General features: G+C 35.8%; 17 protein-coding genes. 11 read left to right on the top strand and 6 right to left on the bottom strand.

All coding sequences use genetic code 11. From position 1 onward, the window contains the following. Nucleotides 1–138: 138 nt before the first annotated feature. Both MHB44_RS13890 and MHB44_RS13885 read left to right on the top strand, forming a co-directional pair. Entirely contained in the window at nt 139–1509 is a 1371-nt protein-coding gene (locus tag MHB44_RS13890) for a hypothetical protein (RefSeq protein WP_341299641.1), read from the top strand. Between the two features lie 111 nt (nt 1510–1620). Then, nucleotides 1621–1992 carry a hypothetical protein gene (locus MHB44_RS13885; RefSeq protein WP_341299640.1) on the top strand — a complete coding sequence of 124 codons (372 nt, stop codon included), beginning with the start codon at nt 1621–1623 and terminating at the stop codon, nt 1990–1992. A gap of 759 nt (nt 1993–2751) precedes the next feature. On the opposite strand, the gene MHB44_RS13880 is transcribed toward MHB44_RS13885, so the two are convergent. The 3 genes from MHB44_RS13880 to MHB44_RS13870 form a co-directional block, all read right to left on the bottom strand. After that, on the bottom strand, nt 2752–3399 hold the full coding sequence (locus MHB44_RS13880) for a M23 family peptidase (RefSeq protein WP_341299639.1): 648 nt from the start codon (nt 3397–3399) through the stop codon (nt 2752–2754). 127 nt (nt 3400–3526) lie between these two features. After that, the gene (locus MHB44_RS13875) at nt 3527–3844 is read right to left on the bottom strand and encodes a CopG family transcriptional regulator (protein WP_341299638.1); all 318 of its coding nucleotides are present in this window, start codon (nt 3842–3844) and stop codon (nt 3527–3529) included. A 100-nt stretch (nt 3845–3944) separates the two neighbouring features. After that, nucleotides 3945–4853: a YafY family protein gene (locus MHB44_RS13870; RefSeq protein WP_341299637.1), complete on the bottom strand. Its 909-nt coding sequence runs from the start codon at nt 4851–4853 to the stop codon at nt 3945–3947. 76 nt (nt 4854–4929) lie between these two features. Here MHB44_RS13870 and MHB44_RS13865 point away from each other — a divergent pair, with 76 nt between their 5' ends. The 3 genes from MHB44_RS13865 (at nt 4930) to MHB44_RS13855 (ending at nt 7738) form a co-directional block, all read left to right on the top strand. After that, nucleotides 4930–5385, top strand: coding sequence for a VOC family protein (locus MHB44_RS13865; protein WP_341299636.1), 456 nt, complete (start codon nt 4930–4932; stop codon nt 5383–5385). Between the two features lie 683 nt (nt 5386–6068). Next, the gene (locus MHB44_RS13860; RefSeq protein WP_341299635.1) at nt 6069–6740 is read left to right on the top strand and encodes a serine/threonine protein kinase; all 672 of its coding nucleotides are present in this window, start codon (nt 6069–6071) and stop codon (nt 6738–6740) included. 542 nt (nt 6741–7282) lie between these two features. Further along, entirely contained in the window at nt 7283–7738 is a 456-nt protein-coding gene (locus MHB44_RS13855; RefSeq protein WP_341299634.1) for a DUF4362 domain-containing protein, read from the top strand. Between the two features lie 270 nt (nt 7739–8008). On the opposite strand, the gene MHB44_RS13850 is transcribed toward MHB44_RS13855, so the two are convergent. The 3 genes from MHB44_RS13850 to MHB44_RS13840 all read right to left on the bottom strand — a co-directional run bounded on the left by MHB44_RS13850 (nt 8009) and on the right by MHB44_RS13840 (nt 11753). Beyond that, on the bottom strand, nt 8009–9187 hold the full coding sequence (locus MHB44_RS13850) for an iron-containing alcohol dehydrogenase (RefSeq protein ID WP_341299633.1): 1179 nt from the start codon (nt 9185–9187) through the stop codon (nt 8009–8011). Between the two features lie 13 nt (nt 9188–9200). Continuing rightward, nucleotides 9201–10622, bottom strand: coding sequence for an aldehyde dehydrogenase family protein (locus MHB44_RS13845; RefSeq protein WP_341299632.1), 1422 nt, complete (start codon nt 10620–10622; stop codon nt 9201–9203). A gap of 123 nt (nt 10623–10745) precedes the next feature. Beyond that, a complete protein-coding gene (locus tag MHB44_RS13840; protein WP_053994421.1) occupies nt 10746–11753 on the bottom strand; it encodes a LacI family DNA-binding transcriptional regulator in 1008 nt (335 codons plus the stop codon). Between the two features lie 273 nt (nt 11754–12026). Between MHB44_RS13840 and MHB44_RS13835 the strand changes: the two genes are divergently transcribed. Genes MHB44_RS13835 through MHB44_RS13810 form a run of 6 tightly spaced genes read left to right on the top strand, consistent with a single transcriptional unit; the run spans nt 12027 to nt 18290 of the window. Beyond that, entirely contained in the window at nt 12027–13661 is a 1635-nt protein-coding gene (locus tag MHB44_RS13835; RefSeq protein ID WP_341302976.1) for an AMP-binding protein, read from the top strand. Next, a complete protein-coding gene (locus MHB44_RS13830; RefSeq protein WP_341302975.1) occupies nt 13654–14448 on the top strand; it encodes an enoyl-CoA hydratase in 795 nt (264 codons plus the stop codon). The genes MHB44_RS13835 and MHB44_RS13830 overlap by 8 nt, the downstream gene beginning before the upstream one ends. Before the next feature lie 43 nt (nt 14449–14491). Continuing rightward, complete coding sequence (locus MHB44_RS13825) at nt 14492–15790, top strand: GntP family permease (protein ID WP_341299631.1); 1299 nt, start codon at nt 14492–14494, stop codon at nt 15788–15790. Nucleotides 15791–15835: 45 nt separating this feature from the next. Continuing rightward, a complete protein-coding gene (locus MHB44_RS13820; RefSeq protein ID WP_341299630.1) occupies nt 15836–16246 on the top strand; it encodes a thioesterase family protein in 411 nt (136 codons plus the stop codon). Next, nucleotides 16243–17436: an acetyl-CoA C-acetyltransferase gene (locus tag MHB44_RS13815; protein WP_341299629.1), complete on the top strand. Its 1194-nt coding sequence runs from the start codon at nt 16243–16245 to the stop codon at nt 17434–17436. The genes MHB44_RS13820 and MHB44_RS13815 overlap by 4 nt, the downstream gene beginning before the upstream one ends. A gap of 11 nt (nt 17437–17447) precedes the next feature. Then, nucleotides 17448–18290: a 3-hydroxyacyl-CoA dehydrogenase NAD-binding domain-containing protein gene (locus MHB44_RS13810; protein ID WP_341299628.1), complete on the top strand. Its 843-nt coding sequence runs from the start codon at nt 17448–17450 to the stop codon at nt 18288–18290. Nucleotides 18291–18307: the final 17 nt, after the last annotated feature.

The raw sequence follows: 18307 nt of genomic DNA, 5'->3' as shown, positions 1-18307 counted from the left end.
CAATGGTATTAATAATTTTTACATGATATGAATAGCAAATATGTAAGTAATAAAGATGATAAAGCCCAAAATTGATGATATTTTTGATTTCTAAAGCTTAAATTAAAAGTGGTTAAAAATGAAAAAAGTGGTGATTTATTGGATAAGGAATTACTTGATTACTATATTGAACGATTCATGCCTAACTGTAAGGAAGCAGAATTAAAAAAGGGACAAGAGAATAGACTAAAGCCCTTGATAAAAAAATTAACAGATAAACAGAGTGTATTTAAAGACTTTCCTTATGAATTGTTAGATACGAAGCAAAAAGCTGAACTGCTGAATTTTTGGCTAAATATTTCACCAGAAAGGCAAATTATCTCTAACATAGGGAAAGATGATGTTGATAGGGAATTTGATAATTTTCTTTTTAATGATGATGTAACTGAAAGATTCACTAAAGAATTTATGAGTGAACATCCTAATTACGAACCTTGGGATTTGTCATCGGAACGAGTAAAGAATCGGAAAATCATAAGAGATCATTCATTTTCAACTCGAAATGTCTTAAAAGAACTAAGTAGATTAAATGAAGTGATTATAAGAACAATTTTTGATGAAGTAAATCAATTTAAAGTATTGGGAATAGGCTACAGAAATCTCGGCTATGTAAGGGATTATATTGATTATATATCTGATGGAGTCCTTCAATTTTTGGTGTATCGAGTTATAGTAAATGAGAATATTAGAGATAAACAAAAAATCATCAATAGTCTATCTGAAAAACTGAAGATGTTGCTTTCTCTAATGAATAAACAATTGGAAAGAAAAAGGACAGAACAGCAAAATCAAAATAGACTGACATCCAATATACTTACAGAGTATTTTACAGCATATAGAACTCACTACAATAGATATTTCAAGGAGTTACATATACTAAATACTTTGAAGTTAGAAATAGAGGAAGATACTGATTTATTCAGCCCGTTAAATGAAAAGTATAAAGCAGAAAAGATTCTTTTATCAGAGGAAGAAATAAAATCTTCAAAAAGTATTATCACTGAAGGACATCCAATATACGATTATGAAAAGAAATTAGAAGAAACTCGTAAAATCATAAAGATTATGTGTTTTTATGGTGGAAGACAATGCTCCCCAAATTGTTTGCAGGATATCAAGGTATATTTCCGAGAGATTTATATGAGTAAGGTAAAATATAAGGAAAAGGAAAAAGATAAAGGAAAGCAGACATTAGCAATTGTGCGGGATTATCTAAAACTTATTGAAAGTGGAGGTATTCAACCATTTGAAAAAACTGCTCAATACATGTTTTTTAGAGAGAAAATTAGTAGAGGCTATTTCATAGAAATGGGATTGTTAGACCTTTATGTTGCTAAAGCAGACATTCATGAGAAATTATATAATCTTCTCCTTAAACTCTACTTGTTCTACGATTTCTTGGATAGTGTAGAGTTTATTTATTCAGTAAATCATCAAATTATCCAAACATTAAAGGATGAGATGGACTAAGAGAATGATATTGAGGAAATTTCTAAAACTGTTTCCAAGATAAGCGACTTAACCTTCCGTATATTAAGAGTATGAGCTATCTCATATAAAATATTTGAAGGAGTTGTCGTTATGTTAGCAACATGTTTAGATGTACGGTATGAAGAAGGAGATTTTTACCTAAGTCAACGAGTCAAAAGTGGAACAAGAACCACCTACAAAAATGGATACACACACTCACCGAGGGGGTGGGGGTGGGGTAATAATTATAAACCATCTCGGCTTATCCTGTATATTGAGATAAATGGGTATAAGGGATACTCTTGGATTGACGGCTATTTCAAGGATGCAGTGGGGCGTTTGACAGAAAAACGCAGAAAAAAAATAATCTCTACGATGCCTACAAATGTAGAAGTTGAGGAGTATTATAATTCAAAAGGTGAGAAGTACTATGTGGTTTCTGATGCGGACATGGATAATTGGTTAGGGAGAACAGGTTTCTAAGAGGAATGATTTTTATGAAAGGTAAAGTTTTTTTAGAGGCTTACGAGAAATGGTATGGCAACACTTTTGGACAACTTTTATAAGGGCGCTCTTAATGCATAAGGAGCCTCTATGGGGAAGACACGTTGCTCCAGAAAGCCAGTTACACAATCAGGTTGGCTTAACAAAAATGGAGCCTATCCAGATTAAATTAGAAGATTGAAGTGCTAAGTACAATTTAAAAAATTATTTGCACTAAGAGTTATCCTATTGCATTGTATCTAGTTTTGATTAAACTTTTTTACAAACAAATGTGAAGTATTTCACAAACTTAAACCCGTTTTGATTAAACTTTTTTCAAAACGGGTTTTAAATATGCCTAATAAAATTGGGCTTTGTGGCATCATTTTGATCAAACTTTATTTCAAACCTACATGAAATAAAGTCGTACCGTTTTTAATAAAATTACATCGTTATACCCCTTTGGATAATCAAATCCAAAGGGGTATTTTAAAATCTATTTCATTAAGGGGGGCCATCAGTAAAACGCAGCGTAGATTTACAACGTTAAAGAAATACAAATTTAAATCAAATCACCTTGAATGGGTTCAATATTATCTTTAAACCGGATACGGATTGATTTTCCATTCAAATAATTTGGTGAATCCATTACTTGAAAATGTAGATGGGTTTCTGTTGAATTACCGGAGTTTCCACATAATCCAACAACTTGACCTTGGCTTACTCTTTCTCCTTCTTTAACAATGATAGAATGACATTTTAAATGATGTACTCATTATTTAGGTGTTCAATGATAACGCAATTTCCTTCAGGCTGTTCTGGATTCATTTCTCCTGGCTGATTATCTTTGATTCCATCTCTTACTTTTATCACTTTCCCGTTTGCTGGAGCTACTATTTCTTTATTAAAAGCGAAATAGTTTTCATTGTTATCAGGGGAATCTTTGTACGCACTGCCATCTTTTAAAATGATCAGATCATAAGCATATTTTTGATCTTCGTAGACATAGTGATAATTAATAAACTGATTTATTCTACCCCAGAAAACAAACCATTCCTCTTTGATTGGCATAATGTAAGTATTCTTTGTATAGGTTCGGTCACTTTCAGGATAGGTAACAAAAGGAGCAAGATTTACACCATAAATGATTCCATTTCCATCAAAAAACACACTCATTGCCTTTTGTCTATTGTTATCTAACCAAAAGTATAGACTTATATCTTCTTTTAAGCCTGTAATCATTTCTAAGCTATACTTTTTAACTTCAGTATTAAAATCCTTAGCATAATCAATAAATTGCTTCAAAGTTACTGTATTTTTAAATTCATCAGTTGATTGATGATAAATATCAGAAAATTGTCCATTTAGAAAACAGTCCCCAAATTCTTCGGCTAAAATTTTATTCATAAGTGTTTTCTCCTCCAAAAATTTACTCGAATGTAACAAAGAAAGCTATGTAACCTAGGTGTAGAGTTTACTAGTTTAATGCTTTTTTTAATTCAGGGCTCGCTTTGAATACTCCAAAAACCTTTATTTATAGTATCGTTTTCTTTGCCAATTCTACATCTATATTTTCTTTTAAAACCAACATGCCCACTACTTTAATAGCCACTACTTTATTGTTTTCAGCTACTTGCTCTAGTGTTTTACGATCATAATACGTTATTCTTATTAGATATGCTTTATCCGTAATCACTTTTTCAATAACTTTAGAGTGTGAAGTTAATTGATTACGTATCGCTGTTTTAATAAAGTCAGTTCGGTTTGAATAAAAACTTTGTTCTACTAATAAATCCACTTGTCTTAGGTCTACTACATTCATATTAATTGTGATTTTCTCCGTTTCTGCCATCTAAAAACCATTTCTTTACTATATAATTAATTATTATAAATATTTGTTATAAAATGTAAAAAAATATCTATATAGATGTTTTTTGTTGCATATGAACACTTTATTTGTATAGTTTCACTGCTTCCTCCAAATAGTTTACATATTTCGCAATAAAGCTCTTTGGCTTTATAATCTTCACTTTATTACCAAACCCCGCTAAAAATTGATAGGCATATGGATTCTCAGGTAATTCAATTGTTGCAAGGTAGCTGCTTGCAGTTTCTTTTTTCACAGCATCTTTCCCGTATCTTTCGATAAACTGATCCATTACAGCAATATCGACTGATAAATGGACGATAACCAGCTTTTCTTGTTTAGTGTATTGTTTTTCATGTTGAAGTGCCTGATCAGTCCTTGGTACAAATAAACCGTCCTTTTGGCTATTTAATATCCTCGTTAACTTAAATGTTCGATAGTCTTTCCGCTCTAAACAATAACCAAAAAGATACCAATGCATCTCCCTAAAATGTAGCTTATAGGGTTCTACGATTCTGTAAGTTTTATTTCCTGTTTGATCGACATATTCAAATTTTAATAACCAATTGTTCTCAATCGCTTGTCTGATAAATAAATTTTCTTCATTGATTTGGTTTCGTCCTGGCCAATCATAGAATGTTAAATCAAGTATTGGAGAAATATTTGCGCTAGTCATTCCTTTGATTTTTTGGATAGTCGTTTGAATCTCTTGATTGGTAATGAGTTCCTCAAAACCAGTTAAAGCTACAAGTATATTTTCAATATCCTGATGAATGAGTAATCGTTTATCGAATTTATACTCTTCCATTAGCGCATAGCCCCCTTCAGCACCATAGACCGCATAAATAGGGATATTTGCATAACTTAGTGTCTCCATATCACGTTGAATCGTTCGTTTCGTGACATGAAAAAGTCGGCTGAATTCCGATGCTGAAACAACTTCCTTTTGTAATAAAATCATCACGATCGAGATAAGTCGCTCAATTTTTTTCATATTTCCCTCCCATATACGACATACATATGTCATATATGCCCTATTATACTTCAACTATGAAAAGGAGGAGTAACATATGAAAGCAATAACTTATCTACAATTTGATGGAAGAGCAGAAGAAGCGTTAGCCTTTTATGAGAAGGTATTATCAGCAACGAGTATAAAAATGGTGAGATTTGGTGATTTTGGTCAAGATCCAAATGCTCCATTAAGGGAAGAAGAACAAAACATGATTATGGAATCTCGTATAGAATTTTCTGGGAATTGTTTAATGATTTCTGATGTTCCGCCCTTTATGCAAGCGATGACAGGCGAAATCACAAATGGGAATGCCATCCTTATCAGTATGATTGATGGTAATCCAGAAATGAATCAGCAATATTTTGATGGGCTTTCAGAAGGTGGTACTGTGATCATGCCGATATCTTCTACACCATGGTCAGCAAGTTTTGGAATGTTAGTCGATAAATTTGGGGTAATGTGGAAATTTAATAGTCAGGCAAGTGAATTTTTAGATGATTATGGAAAATAATCTTGTATGATTAGGGGTTTCTCCAACATTTTGACATAACACTCAGACTCTGAGATTCCTATATGGTTGAGGGAATTTCAGGGCTTGTTTTATTTCTACGATTGTATGGGATATTCATTTAGCGATAGTGATATAAATTGATAAAGGATATTTATTTATTATTTTCCGACAGAAGACGCCCACTTTAAGGAACGTGAAGGGATAGTCCTGTGAGTAAGGGGGAGATGAATGTCGATAGGTGTTCGTCTAAATTGTCGCACAATTAGAACGTATGTGCTATAATGAACCTGTACAGATTGCTCTTTGAAAACTGAAGATCGGAGGTTGTAACAGGAAAGTTCGTCTGTTATGTAAAATCTTCAACGTTCTGTCTAGCCGAAAAGCGAAAACCAAGCAGTACGCTAGACAGCGGAGTCCAACGTACAATCATTGCAAGTTTTTCACCGTAGGGCAGCCTGCTCCTATAACTAGACGTTGGTCTGGTGTTCGCAGGAATCCCACACTTCTATAAGTGGGGATAGTTCAAAAGAATAAACAAAATTCGATGCGCAAGAGGTATTCAAAATAATACTCCTATGAGTGTATTAGTTTATCATCTGAGTTTTGTTAGGGCTAATATAGAATCTCTATTAAAGTAATTGGATAGTGTAGTTTTCTTCTACTCTAATGAAGGGTGAGATTATATGGAAAACGACTGGGGCAAAGCTATAGGTTCTCTTTCTAAAATTAACGTTTTTTCAAATCCTAATAACGAGCCAGTAACCATAAATGGCGAAACTGATGATCTGAAGTGTATTGGTGTCGGGACAGATGCAGCTGTTTTTCAATGTCTTTCCGCTCCAGCTTATGCATTTAAAGTATATGCCAAGGATAAAGTACACAAAGTAAAGGTGGAAGCAAGAGTTTATCAAATATTAGAGGGCTCACCTTTCTTCCCAACCTGTTTTGCTTCATACGATGAATACCTTGTTTTAAGTTACGAAGAAGGAAAAACGCTCTTTGACTGCATTCTACAAGGCATTCACATTCCAGAACAGGTTGTCAATGAAGTGGAGGATGCAAGAGAATATATACGGAATAAGGGGCTTAACCCTCGGGATATTCACTTAAAGAATATTTTACTACAAAATGGCAGGGCAAAAATAATTGATGTTTCTGAATACACACTACAGGATAATGATTTTCGATGGGAGCATTTAAAAAAGGGCTATGAACAATACTATCATTTAATAGATGGAAATTCTGTGCCGTTTTGGTTAGTAGAAACGATTCGAAAGTGGTATAATCAGCGGGGAAAAAATTCTTCATATGAAGAGTTTACAAAAAATATGTTAAAACTTTTGTATAAAAAATAATTGATTAGTGAAATAAGGAGATAATCTTTTTTATACAAAACCCGTTATCAAAATGACAGCTTTTTGTAGGGTATTGATAATCAAATTTTATCCTTATTATTAATAGTTATTTTTGGTGCGAGGTGACAGCTCCAAGTTGTAAGACCCACTTCGAAATGTAAGATAAACCCAAAGCATTTAAATGAAGGGAACGAAAGCCTGTAAAAGCCTGATTAGTGAAACGTCCATTCAATGGGAGATATGCGAAAGCTCCTACTGATGGAAGGCTCACTTTATCGTAAAATATGGGTTGCCAGATATTCTTGATTGAACCTTATTCCAAAGCACCAAAGATTGATTATTTATCATAAAGTATATTCACTTATAATAAAAATTGATAGTTGTATAAAAGTTTGATTAAAACCATCTCAGCTCTAAAATTTTATAGGGGTGGGATGTTTTTTTTGGAATTTTTTATAGTGAACTACTAGCGGAAAGATTAAAGTATAAAGTTTGAAACGAAGACAGTAGAAATACGACTAACTTTATAGGGAGGGATATATTTGAAAAAGTTTAGTTTAATACTGTTCTTAATATTTTTATCAATAGTTTTACTTGGTTGCCAACAGGAAGCTGAAATGAACGATCTGAAACAATCGCATTCTTTAGAAGAAGCATTGGAAAGCGGAGATGTAGTCAACCTTCACGGAAAAATTAGTAACTTAGATAAATTTGTGAATTTTATAGAAAATGTTGAAAAGGGTGTTAAGGATGCTATTCGTATCACAACCTATACCATTGAAGGGGACCCCATTTTTTATCATTTAGATTATGATGGTAACAAAATTCAATATACTTATGATAATTCACAAGATGAATATGCGGGTTCTGGAAAAGGAAGCCAAAGTACAACTTGTTCTACTATAGAATCAAGAAATGATAATGAAGACATTGAATACTATTTAGATGAGTGCTCTTCAGAAGTTGGAAATTCCTTTTACTTTCAATATTCCGAATAGGAAAAAGTAGACGCTTTATGAAATAGTGCACTTATAGCTATAGTGGCTTAAGGAGATTTAAGTGAACTTTATGATAAATCTATAAAATTAGTGCATTTTGCCCCCTTTAGATTATTTTTGTCTAAAGGGGGAGGTTAATTTTTAGCAAACATTTATTATTCTTTTACCTTTGACATATGGGCAAAGTACTTTTAAGAAAGAGATTTCAATAGGACTGCTCCAATCATCATTGGGGTGGTGTCTAGGAAAAAGTAATACATTATAAAATAACTATTTATTTTCTGTAATGATACCGTTGAAGGCGGATTGATAGATGGTAAAGATATCCTTTGTTAATAAGGCCATAGGGCTACGTGCTAAAATCCGTTTTTGCTCCAATGCTGCTGCTGTTAGCTGCTTTAATGCTTCTTCAGGAATATTAAATTCCCTTAAGGTAGACGGAATATTAACGTCTTTGACGATTTTTTGTAATTCCTCCACGCAACGGTAAGAGGCTTCCTCCTGCGATAAATAGGCTGTATGAAAGCCCATTATTTCATAAATATCCTTCATGCGTTTTTCACAGCTTTGGCGAATATAGCCCATCACATAAGGCAGAAGTACAGCATTTGATTCTCCATGCGGCACATGGAATTGCCCTCCAAGTGGATAGGCAAGAGCATGAACGCCAGCAACGCCAGCATTAAAGAAGGCAAGCCCAGCAAGATAGCTGCCATAACTCATATTCGTTCTAGCTTCTTGATTGCTGCCATCTGCAACTGCGGTACGAATGGATTGTGTAATTAAACGAATAGCCTGTATTGCTAATGCATCCGAAATAGGGCTTGCATTTCTGGAAATATAAGCTTCAATGGCATGGGTAAGTGCATCAATTCCTGTTGCAGCAGTAATATTAGGCGGAAGTGAAACAGTTAGTGCTGGGTCTATAATAGCAACATCTGGTAATAAATAGTCATGCGTTACCACATCTTTTGTATTCTCTAATGTCAGTACAGCGATATTTGTTACTTCAGAGCCTGTACCAGACGTTGTTGGGATGAGAATAGTCGGAATCCCTTTGTGTAAGATTTTTTTTGTGCCAGTTAAATTTAAATAATCTGCAACAAATCCTTCATGCACAGCAAGTACGCCTGCTAGCTTAGATAAATCTAATGCACTACCTCCTCCAATACCAATAATCATGTCAAATTTATGTTGTCGAGTGTAGGCCACTAATTTTTCTGCAAGTGCTAGTGAAGGCTCGGCTGCTACTTCACTATATAGTTCAATGCTATAATTCGCATCGAGTAATGGTTGAATGGCTTGAGTAGTTAAGCCAATTTTTATTAAAGTTGGATCAGTGACAACGAGTATTTTCTTTGCCTGTAATCGTTTTACCTCTGCCGATAAGTGAGATAATGAATTCCAGCCTGTATAGTTAAGAGGTGTGAAAGTAATTTTATATACCATATACCAATTCTCCTTACGATTGATTCCAAACAATCAGTTTTGTTTCTGTCATTTCATGGATAGCGTATTTAATACCTTCTTTTCCTGTGCCACTTTCTTTTACCCCTCCATAAGGCATTTGATCAACACGATAAGTTGGAATATCGTTAATGATGACACCACCCACTTCTAATGCCTTCGAGGTCATAAAAGCAGTTTGAATATCATTGGTAAAGATTCCAGCCTGTAAGCCATATTGTGATTGATTGATGGCTTCAATTCCCTCTTGTATGCTCGTTATTCGATTAACAATAACGATAGGGGCAAATACTTCCTGACAGGATACTTTTAGATGATCTGCAACATTCGTTAAAATAGTAGGTAGCAATATACGATTTTGCAGCTTTCCGCCTGTAGCTAATTCGGCTCCGTTTGCCAATGCTTCATTAATCCAATCAAGCGCACGAAGTTCTTCATTTGCATGAATTAATGCAGAAATATCTGTAGTCATTTCTAAAGGATCGCCTAGTACAAGCCTCTCAGTTTGGGCAACGAATTTAGCAAGAAATTCATCATACAGTGTATCCATTACGTAGATACGTTGAAGTGAAATACATACCTGCCCCTGGTTAGAAAAAGCGCCCACGACACATTTTGAAACAATTTCATCAAGATTTACTTGCTTATCAATAAGTAAGCCTGCATTGGAACCAAGCTCCAAAGTAACTTTTTTCAAGCCTGCTCGGTTTCGAATATCCATACCTACCGCAGGGCTCCCAATAAAGGTAATCATATTGATTTGGTCACTTTCAACAAGCACGTCACCTACCAGTTTGCCACCGCCTGTAATGACATTGAAAGCCCCCTTTGGTAAAGAGGTTTGTTCCATTAGCTCTGCTAAAAATAAAGCAGATAAAGGGGTTTGTGATGCTGGCTTAAGAATAATCGTATTTCCAGCAGCAATTGCCGGCCCTATTTTATGAGCAACCAAGTTTTGAGGAAAGTTAAATGGTGTAATGGCAGCGACAACACCAATAGGCTGTTCAAGTGTATAGCCAAATCGATTATGCCCATTTTTGGCAGCATCCATTGGGATTATTTCGCCCACTAAACGCTTGGCTTCCTCTGCGGCAAATTTATAGGTTTCGATTGTGCGCTCTATTTCTAGTAGGGCATATTTGAGTGGTTTCCCTGCTTCTAAGGCAATGATTCTGGCTGCTTTTTCTTTATGTTGTACAAAAAGTTGCACTAACTGCTCTAAGACCTGTGCCCGTTCATAGGCTGTTGTATTTGCAGCTGTCTCCTTGGCTTTATAAGCAGCGTGAATGGCTTTTTGCACAACCTCCTGGCTAGCCTGAGGAATTTCAGCAATTTTCTGTTGGGAATAGGGAGCATATAAAGAAGCATAGTTAGCAGTAGATTCCCATTGCCCGTTTATATATAAATGTTTTTTCATCTTTATAAACCTCCTAGAATTTTTTATTAATGGTTACGTATTCATTTTTAGGGACGTTAAAAAACTGTACAAGAGAGAAAATAAAAATGGTTACGTATTCATTTTGTTGTAAAAAGAAACAAACTATTTAATAGTTTGTTTTGGAGCACTAGTTGTGCGCCTATTAAATACTTTAACAGGCTTTGTAATACGAACGCAACTATTTTTTTTATTTTCAATCATTTCAAACAATTCTTTAATAGCTAAAAAGCCTAAATTTTCTTCTAATATACTACCAACTGTTGTTAATTGAATCATTCCATGCTTACTTAAATCTACATTATCAATGCCTATGATACTGATATCATCTGGGACTTTTAAGTTTTTAGTGATAAAACAATCGAGTAAATGAAGAGCGATAGAATCTGTTGCTGCACAGATGCCTGTCGGCTGCTTATCTAGTGAAGTGATATGTTGAAAGAGGTCTTGAATGGACTGTTTCGATGTGTCGACTGTAAAAATATAATCATCATTTTTGGCGATATTATAATCCTCAAGTGCCTTTATAAAACCTGCATATCGCTCCTTGAATGTGCTGCGATTTTGTGGACCACCAACCCAAGAAATCGCCGTATGACCAAGCTCAAGTAAATGTTGAGCAGATAAGTAACCAGCATAAAAATTATCAATTTCTACAAAAAATTCATTATTTTTATGTTTACGATTGTACGTAATAAAAGGGATATCCAGTTGTTTTAATTTAAAAAACATTGGGTCTTCCCAAAAAATGCATGAGAGGATAACACCATCTACTTTATTTTCAAGAATAGATGTATATGCTTCTTGCAAGCGTTCATCATCTACATATTGGACATGTACCCGGTAGCCCTTCTCATTTGCATAATTGATAATAGCTGTTGTTGTATCGACAAAAAATGGGTTATGGATAGGGCCTGACAAAAGGGCTATCGTTTTCGTTTTATTTTGTACAAGAGAGCGAGCATTTGCATTTGGAATATAATTCAATTCCTCAATAGCACGCATCACTTTATCTACTGTAGGTTTTTTAACTAGTTCCGGTGTATTGAGTACACGTGAAACAGTTGTCTGCGATACACCTGCTTTCTTTGCTACATCTTTAGATGACACCATGGTAAATTCCTCCTTCTCATAATTTTAATATAGTTGAATTAGCGTAAATATACAACAGTTGCCTGCTGATAGGCCCTAGAATTAGAGGGGGGAATAAAAAAATATTCAATATAGAAAGCAGAGTTTTAGCTAGAAAATATATAGAAAGAAGATATTGAAAAATATTTAATTTTCAAAAAACTGTTGACTTTTTTCTGAACGGAAACATATATTAATAGTTGTACAGAGCAGAAATTAAAATGAATACGTAGTCATAAGGAGGAGTTTTATTTGATGAATCAATATAAAGAACAACCTTTACATGAAAAATTACGTCAACATGCAAGAATTCGTCCGCATCAAGACGCCCTTATTTATTATGGGAAGCGTATTTCATACAAAGAGTTAGACGAGTTATCGGATCGATTTGCTGTATTTCTACAAAAACAAGGGATTAAAAAGGGCGATAAAGTAGCTTTGTTTATGCAGAACTGTCCACAATATATTATTTGTAGTCTCGGGATACAAAAAATTGGAGCAATTGAAGGCCCGTGTAGTCCTATGTTTAAAGAGTGGGAGCTGGAATATGAGGTAAAAGATTTAGGGGCAAAGGCTATTGTTACACTAGATCATTTATATGGTGTCGTTGGAAATATAAAAGATCAGACAGAGTTAGACCATATTATTGTTACGAATTACACAGATTTTTTACCAGAAAAGCCAGTTCCTTTTTTTCCAGAACCAATTATTTCAAAGGAAAAAATTGAAGGCACCTATGATTTAATGAGTATTTTACAGCAAGAAATTGACAAAATACCTGTTGTAGATATTGATATGGACAAGGATATTTGTCTAATTGTCTATACTTCAGGCTCAACTGGATTACCAAAAGGAGCTATGCTTTCTTATGGTAACGCTTTCTATAAAACAAAAGGTGTAGCAACGTGCTATGGCTACCAACATGATGATATTCATTTAAGTGTAATGCCAATGTGTCATATTGCGGGCAAGCTCTTTAGCGTAAATGTACCTATTTTTACAGGTGGTACGATTGTTATTTTAACACGGTACTCTGCAGAAGCTTTAGTAGAAGCAATTGAAACATATAAAATTTCTGTTACATATACTGTAACGCCAATGAATGTAGATATGATGAACCTGCCAAATGCTCAAGATATCGATTTTTCAACATTAAAAATTTGTCAATGTACAAGTTTTGGTATTCCATTAACAGAAGATATTATGCGTGCTTGGACGGCATTAACAGCTGCTACGATTTTTGAAATCTCCTATGGTTCAAGTGAAACACATACAGCAGATACTGTTATGCCCCTTGATGATATTGTAGCTGGTGGACATGGTAAACCATTGCCAGGTTCAGAGGTTCGTATTGTTAATCCTGAAAATACGGATGAAGATATGGCAGTCGGACAGTTGGGGGAAATCCTTATTAAAAGTCCTGCTGTATTTAAAGGCTATCTAAATAAGCCTGAGGCGACACGAACAGCGATACAAAATGATTGGTTGCATACAGGGGATATTGGCTTTATGGATGAACGTGGCCATCTATTTTTCCAAGGGCGTAGAAAAGAGCTTATTAAATGTTCAGGCTATAGTGTATTCCCAGAAGATGTAGAGGTCATGCTCGTAAGACACCCAGCGGTAAACGCTGCGGCAGTAATTGGTGTTCCCGATGCAAAACGAGGAGAAAGTGTAAAGGCCTTTATTGTATTGAAAGATGAGTATGCTGGTACCATCACAGAAGAGGATATTATTGCATGGAGTAAAGAGAAGATGGCGAGTTATAAATATCCTCGGAGCATTGAATTTAGAGAGAGCCTACCTCAAACGGCTACTGGAAAGCTACTTCGTCGAGTGCTAGTAGATGAAGAATTACAACAAAGAGGGGTGAATGAAACAAATGACTAATTATTCAAATATAGTAGAGGTCACGATAGAGCATCATATAGCAACTGTTCAAATCAATCATCCACCATTAAATGTTTTAGGTAAAAGGGTTGTAGAAGGTTTATTGGTTGCTTTCCAGCAAATTGAAAAAAATGACACGATCAGAGTTGTGATTTTAACAAGCGCTGGACAAAAGGCGTTTATGGCTGGTGCTGATATAAAAGAATTCCCAACATGGCTAGGGGACAAACATATGGATAGACATATTCATAGAAATCATCAGCTCTATAATTATATTGATCAATTTCCTAAGCCTACAATCGCTGTATTAAATGGTTTGACGCTTGGGGGAGGGTGTGAATTAGCATTATGCTGTGATTTTAGAATTGCTGAGCAGCATGTGAAAATAGGGCTGCCTGAAATTAATTTAGGTATTTTCCCAGGAGGGGGAGGAACACAGCGATTACCACGATTGATTGGCATGTCAAAAGCAAAGGAGCTTATATTTTTCGGGGGAAGTATTGACGCGCAGGACGCCCTTACACTTGGCTTAGTGAATAAAGTAACCGCTTCCAGTGAAGGTCTTACTTATGCTAAGGAGTGGGCAGAGCAGTTGGCGACAAAGTCAAGCTATACGCTTAGCAAAATAAAGGAGGCTATGATGTATGGTGCTGACCATTCTATAGAGGAAGGGATTCAGCGTGAGGCAGAACTATTCTATGATGTCTTCCAACATCCAGATGCTTTTGAGGGGGTTGGAGCATTTATCGAAAAAAGAGAGCCGAGCTTTAATCAGCATAAAAGGTAGAAGAATAGAAAATACAATAGGAAAAAACAAAGGGAGGTAACCTATGAGCGTAATTATGTTAATGATTGGCTTAGCCATTTTGATTTATATGACCGTTCGAGGCATCAACATTATTATTAGTGCGATTATAGCAAGTGTATTTGTAGCCATAACATCGGGTCAAGATGTCGTGGAAGCCATGACGGGCACATATATGACTGGTTTTACAGGCTATTTTGCATCCTATTTCTTACTTTTCTTACTAGGCGCCGTTTTTGGTAAAGTGATGGGAGAAACAGGTGCTGCAGAATCCATTGCAACTTGGGTTATGAAAGTGATTGGACCGAAAGGCGCTGTGATGGCTGTTGTGTTAGCCTGTGCCATTATGACCTATGGTGGCGTATCATTATTTGTGGTTGGTTTTGCAGTGTATCCACTAGCAGTTTCGTTATTTAGAACAGCCGATTTGCCAAGACGGTTTATACCGGCAGCTTTGGTATTTGGTTCGGTAACGTTTACGATGTTTTTACCAGGTTCACCTGAAATTCAAAATATTATGCCAACAGAATTTTTTGGAACAACACCATATTCAGGCTTTTGGATTGGCATGCTTGTCTCTATCTTTAATTTTGCAGTAGGGTCTTTATGGTTACATTTTGCAATTAGTCGTTCCGTTAAAAGAGGCGAAAAGTTTGAAGCACATGCGAGTGATGCAGAATTAACGGAAAAAGAGAAAGAAAAATTACCAAGCATCTTCTTAGCAATACTACCAATTATCGTCGTAGTGGCTGGAATGGTTACGTATTCACAAATGTTTTCTGCAACCTCCGCAGCTATTTTTGCTTTATTAGGAGCAATTGTTGTTGCTTGTATCACGATGTTTAGATATATTACAGATTTTTGGCGAGTTTTAGAGCGTGGAGCAAATGATGCGATTTTAGCAGCATGTAATACGAGTGCGGTTATTGCCTTTGGAAAGGTAGCTGCTGTTACATCTGGATTTACACAAATCGTAGATGCTGTATTACAAATTCCAGGACCGCCATTATTAAGTCTAGCAATTTGTATTAATTTAATTGCAGGTTTAACAGGTTCCGCATCAGGTGGTTTAGGCATTGCGCTGCCAATTTTATCGCCGATTTATTTAAATATGGGCGTTGATCCAGGGGCATTACACCGTGTTTCTGTTATGGCGTCAGACGGCTTGGCATCGCTTCCCCACAATGGCTATATTGTCACAACGATTAAAAATATTTGTCATGACACCTTTAAACGAGCCTACTTACCAGTTGCGATGATGGCTGTAGTTTTGACAATGTGTGCCACAGCTCTTGCGATTATTTTATTTACACTATTCACATAATATTTATACTATTTTATCCAGATTTTTTAAATAAGGAAGGTGCTTATGTTTACAACAGTTATTACACCGCGAGTATCTGAGACAGATGGAATGGGTCATATTAATAACACCGTTATACCTATTTGGTTTGAAGCTGGTCGAAAGGGTATTTTTGAAATTTTTACCCCTACGCTATCTTTTGACAATTGGAGGTGTGTTGTCGTTAATTTAAACGTTGATTACCTCAATGAAATTCACTATGGACAAGATGTTACGATCCATACGTATATCAAAGAAATTGGAAACTCCAGCTATATCATTGAGGAAGAAATGTATCAAAACAATCAATTATGTAGTAAAGGAACAGCTACCTATGTAAATTTTAACAAGAAAACGAGAAAATCAGAGTTTATTCCAGAGGAGCTACGTCAGCAATTAGAAAAGCATAAAAAGAATAATGAGGAAGTAGGTGGATGAAATTGAATAAGGTATATATTGTATCAGCTTTAAGAACAGCAGTTGGTAGATTTGGCGGGAGCTTAAAACATTTCAATTCCTCTGATTTATCGGCTGCTACGATAAAAGCACTTATAGCAAATGTAGAAATACCGTTGGCGCAAATTGACGAGGTTATTATTGGCAATGTCTATCAAGCAGGAGGAAAAGGAAATCCCGCTCGGCAAGCTGCGATAAAGGCAGGTCTTCCAAAATCCATCCCTGCCATGACGATTAATAAACAATGTGCATCAGGTATGCGTTCAGTGTCATTAGCCTATCAACAAATCAAGGCTGGTGAAGCGGAAATGATACTCGCAGGTGGTACAGAAAGCATGAGTAATGTCCCACATATTTTATTGAACGGTCGCGATGGTAAAAAAATGGGGTCTATGCAACTAGAAGATAGTTTATTATATGATGGCCTGATTTGTGCAATGGAAGACTATCATATGGGCATTACGGCAGAAAATTTAGCACAGCAATACAAAATTTCAAGAGAAGAACAAGACCAGTTTTCCGTAAATAGCCAAAATAAAGCATTATATGCTATTCAGCAAGGTTTATTTAAAAAGGAAATTGTGCCAATTGAAGTGAGTTCCTCTAAATGGTTTACAGAGGACGAGCATCCGCGTAAAACGACAGTCGAGGCTTTGAAAAATTTAAAACCTGCCTTTTTGAAAGAGGGAGGCACTGTAACGGCTGGAAATTCCTCTGGCTTGAATGATGGAGCTTCTATTTTGTTAATCGTTTCAGAGCGTGCACTAAAGAAATATAATTTGCAGCCACTTGCAGAAATTATTTCAGTAGCCTCGGCAGGTGTTGAGCCACGTGTGATGGGCATTGGTCCTGTACCTGCTACACGGAAAGCTTTAGAAAAGGCAAATTTAACAATAGAGGAAATAGATTTAATTGAATTAAATGAAGCTTTTGCAGTACAGGCTCTAGCTGTGATGAAAGAGTTAGACATGAATCCTGATATTGTCAATGTCAATGGTGGTGCTGTGGCATTAGGGCATCCTGTTGGTAGTTCAGGTTCTCGTATTATCGTGTCCTTAGTTCATGAATTACAAAAACGAAATTTATCATACGGACTGGCAACGTTATGTATTGGGGGCGGACAAGGAGCCGCTGTTATTATAAAAAATGTACAGGATAACTTAACAGAATAGGAGATGAACACATGGAGCAACAAGTAATGGTCGTTGGTGCGGGTTTAATGGGAAGTGGGATTGCGCAAGTATTTGCTTTAGCTGGTTTTCAGGTAATTTTAACGGATCGAACAGAAGCTGATTTGGATAAAGGAAGGAATTATATTACGAAAAGTATTCAATCCATGCTAAAAAAAGAAAAATACACCTTAGAAGATGAGCAGAAAATTCATGCAAATATTCACTATGCATCAGATATACAGCTTGGGAAAAATGTTGATTTAGTCATTGAAGCCGTTCCAGAAAAATTAGCTCTTAAACAAGAAGTGTTTAAAATGCTAGATGAAATTGTTCAACCGAACGCTGTCTTAGCAAGTAATACTTCCTCCTTGTCTATCGCAGCTATTGGCTCTGTGACAAAAAGGCCTGAGAAAGTAATTGGTCTACATTTCTTTAGTCCCGTGCCAATTATGAGGTTGTTGGAAATTGTCACGTCCATTGAAACATCTGAAGAAACATTGAAGCGTGCGCAGCAGTACGGCAAGGAAATTCATAAAGAAACCGTTATTGCACAGGATTATCCAGGCTTTATTGTGAATCGTATTTTATTGCCAATGATGAATGAAGCTGCATACCTTGTAATGGAAGGAACTGCCCCAGAGGAGGTAGATCGAGGCTTGATGCTTGGTGCGAATCATCCAATTGGCCCGTTACGCCTAGCGGATCAGTGTGGCTTAGATACGACTTTATATGCACTAGAAAGCTTGTACGATGGATTTAGCGATTCGAAATATCGACCATGTCCCCTATTAAAGAGAATGGTAGAGGCCGGACATTTAGGACGTAAATCAGGTAAAGGCTTTTATGAGTATTAACGGATAAGAAGGAGGAT

The organism is Lysinibacillus sp. FSL H8-0500 (assembly GCF_038051955.1).
In the GTDB taxonomy this organism is placed as follows: Bacteria; Bacillota; Bacilli; order Bacillales_A; family Planococcaceae; genus Lysinibacillus; species Lysinibacillus macroides.
The sequence above is the reverse complement of the archived record's forward strand: the minus strand, read 5'-3'. Positions and strand labels throughout refer to the sequence as shown.

Coding starts and splice junctions, on each gene's coding strand:
- MHB44_RS13885 (WP_341299640.1), top strand. CDS start 1,621: ATGTTAGCAACATGTTTAGATGTACGGTATGAAGAAGGAGATTTTTAC.
- MHB44_RS13880 (WP_341299639.1), bottom strand. CDS start 3,399: ATGAATAAAATTTTAGCCGAAGAATTTGGGGACTGTTTTCTAAATGGA.
- MHB44_RS13875 (WP_341299638.1), bottom strand. CDS start 3,844: ATGGCAGAAACGGAGAAAATCACAATTAATATGAATGTAGTAGACCTA.
- MHB44_RS13870 (WP_341299637.1), bottom strand. CDS start 4,853: ATGAAAAAAATTGAGCGACTTATCTCGATCGTGATGATTTTATTACAA.
- MHB44_RS13865 (WP_341299636.1), top strand. CDS start 4,930: ATGAAAGCAATAACTTATCTACAATTTGATGGAAGAGCAGAAGAAGCG.
- MHB44_RS13860 (WP_341299635.1), top strand. CDS start 6,069: ATGGAAAACGACTGGGGCAAAGCTATAGGTTCTCTTTCTAAAATTAAC.
- MHB44_RS13850 (WP_341299633.1), bottom strand. CDS start 9,187: ATGGTATATAAAATTACTTTCACACCTCTTAACTATACAGGCTGGAAT.
- MHB44_RS13845 (WP_341299632.1), bottom strand. CDS start 10,622: ATGAAAAAACATTTATATATAAACGGGCAATGGGAATCTACTGCTAAC.
- MHB44_RS13840 (WP_053994421.1), bottom strand. CDS start 11,753: ATGGTGTCATCTAAAGATGTAGCAAAGAAAGCAGGTGTATCGCAGACA.
- MHB44_RS13835 (WP_341302976.1), top strand. CDS start 12,027: ATGAATCAATATAAAGAACAACCTTTACATGAAAAATTACGTCAACAT.
- MHB44_RS13830 (WP_341302975.1), top strand. CDS start 13,654: ATGACTAATTATTCAAATATAGTAGAGGTCACGATAGAGCATCATATA.
- MHB44_RS13825 (WP_341299631.1), top strand. CDS start 14,492: ATGAGCGTAATTATGTTAATGATTGGCTTAGCCATTTTGATTTATATG.
- MHB44_RS13820 (WP_341299630.1), top strand. CDS start 15,836: ATGTTTACAACAGTTATTACACCGCGAGTATCTGAGACAGATGGAATG.
- MHB44_RS13815 (WP_341299629.1), top strand. CDS start 16,243: ATGAAATTGAATAAGGTATATATTGTATCAGCTTTAAGAACAGCAGTT.
- MHB44_RS13810 (WP_341299628.1), top strand. CDS start 17,448: ATGGAGCAACAAGTAATGGTCGTTGGTGCGGGTTTAATGGGAAGTGGG.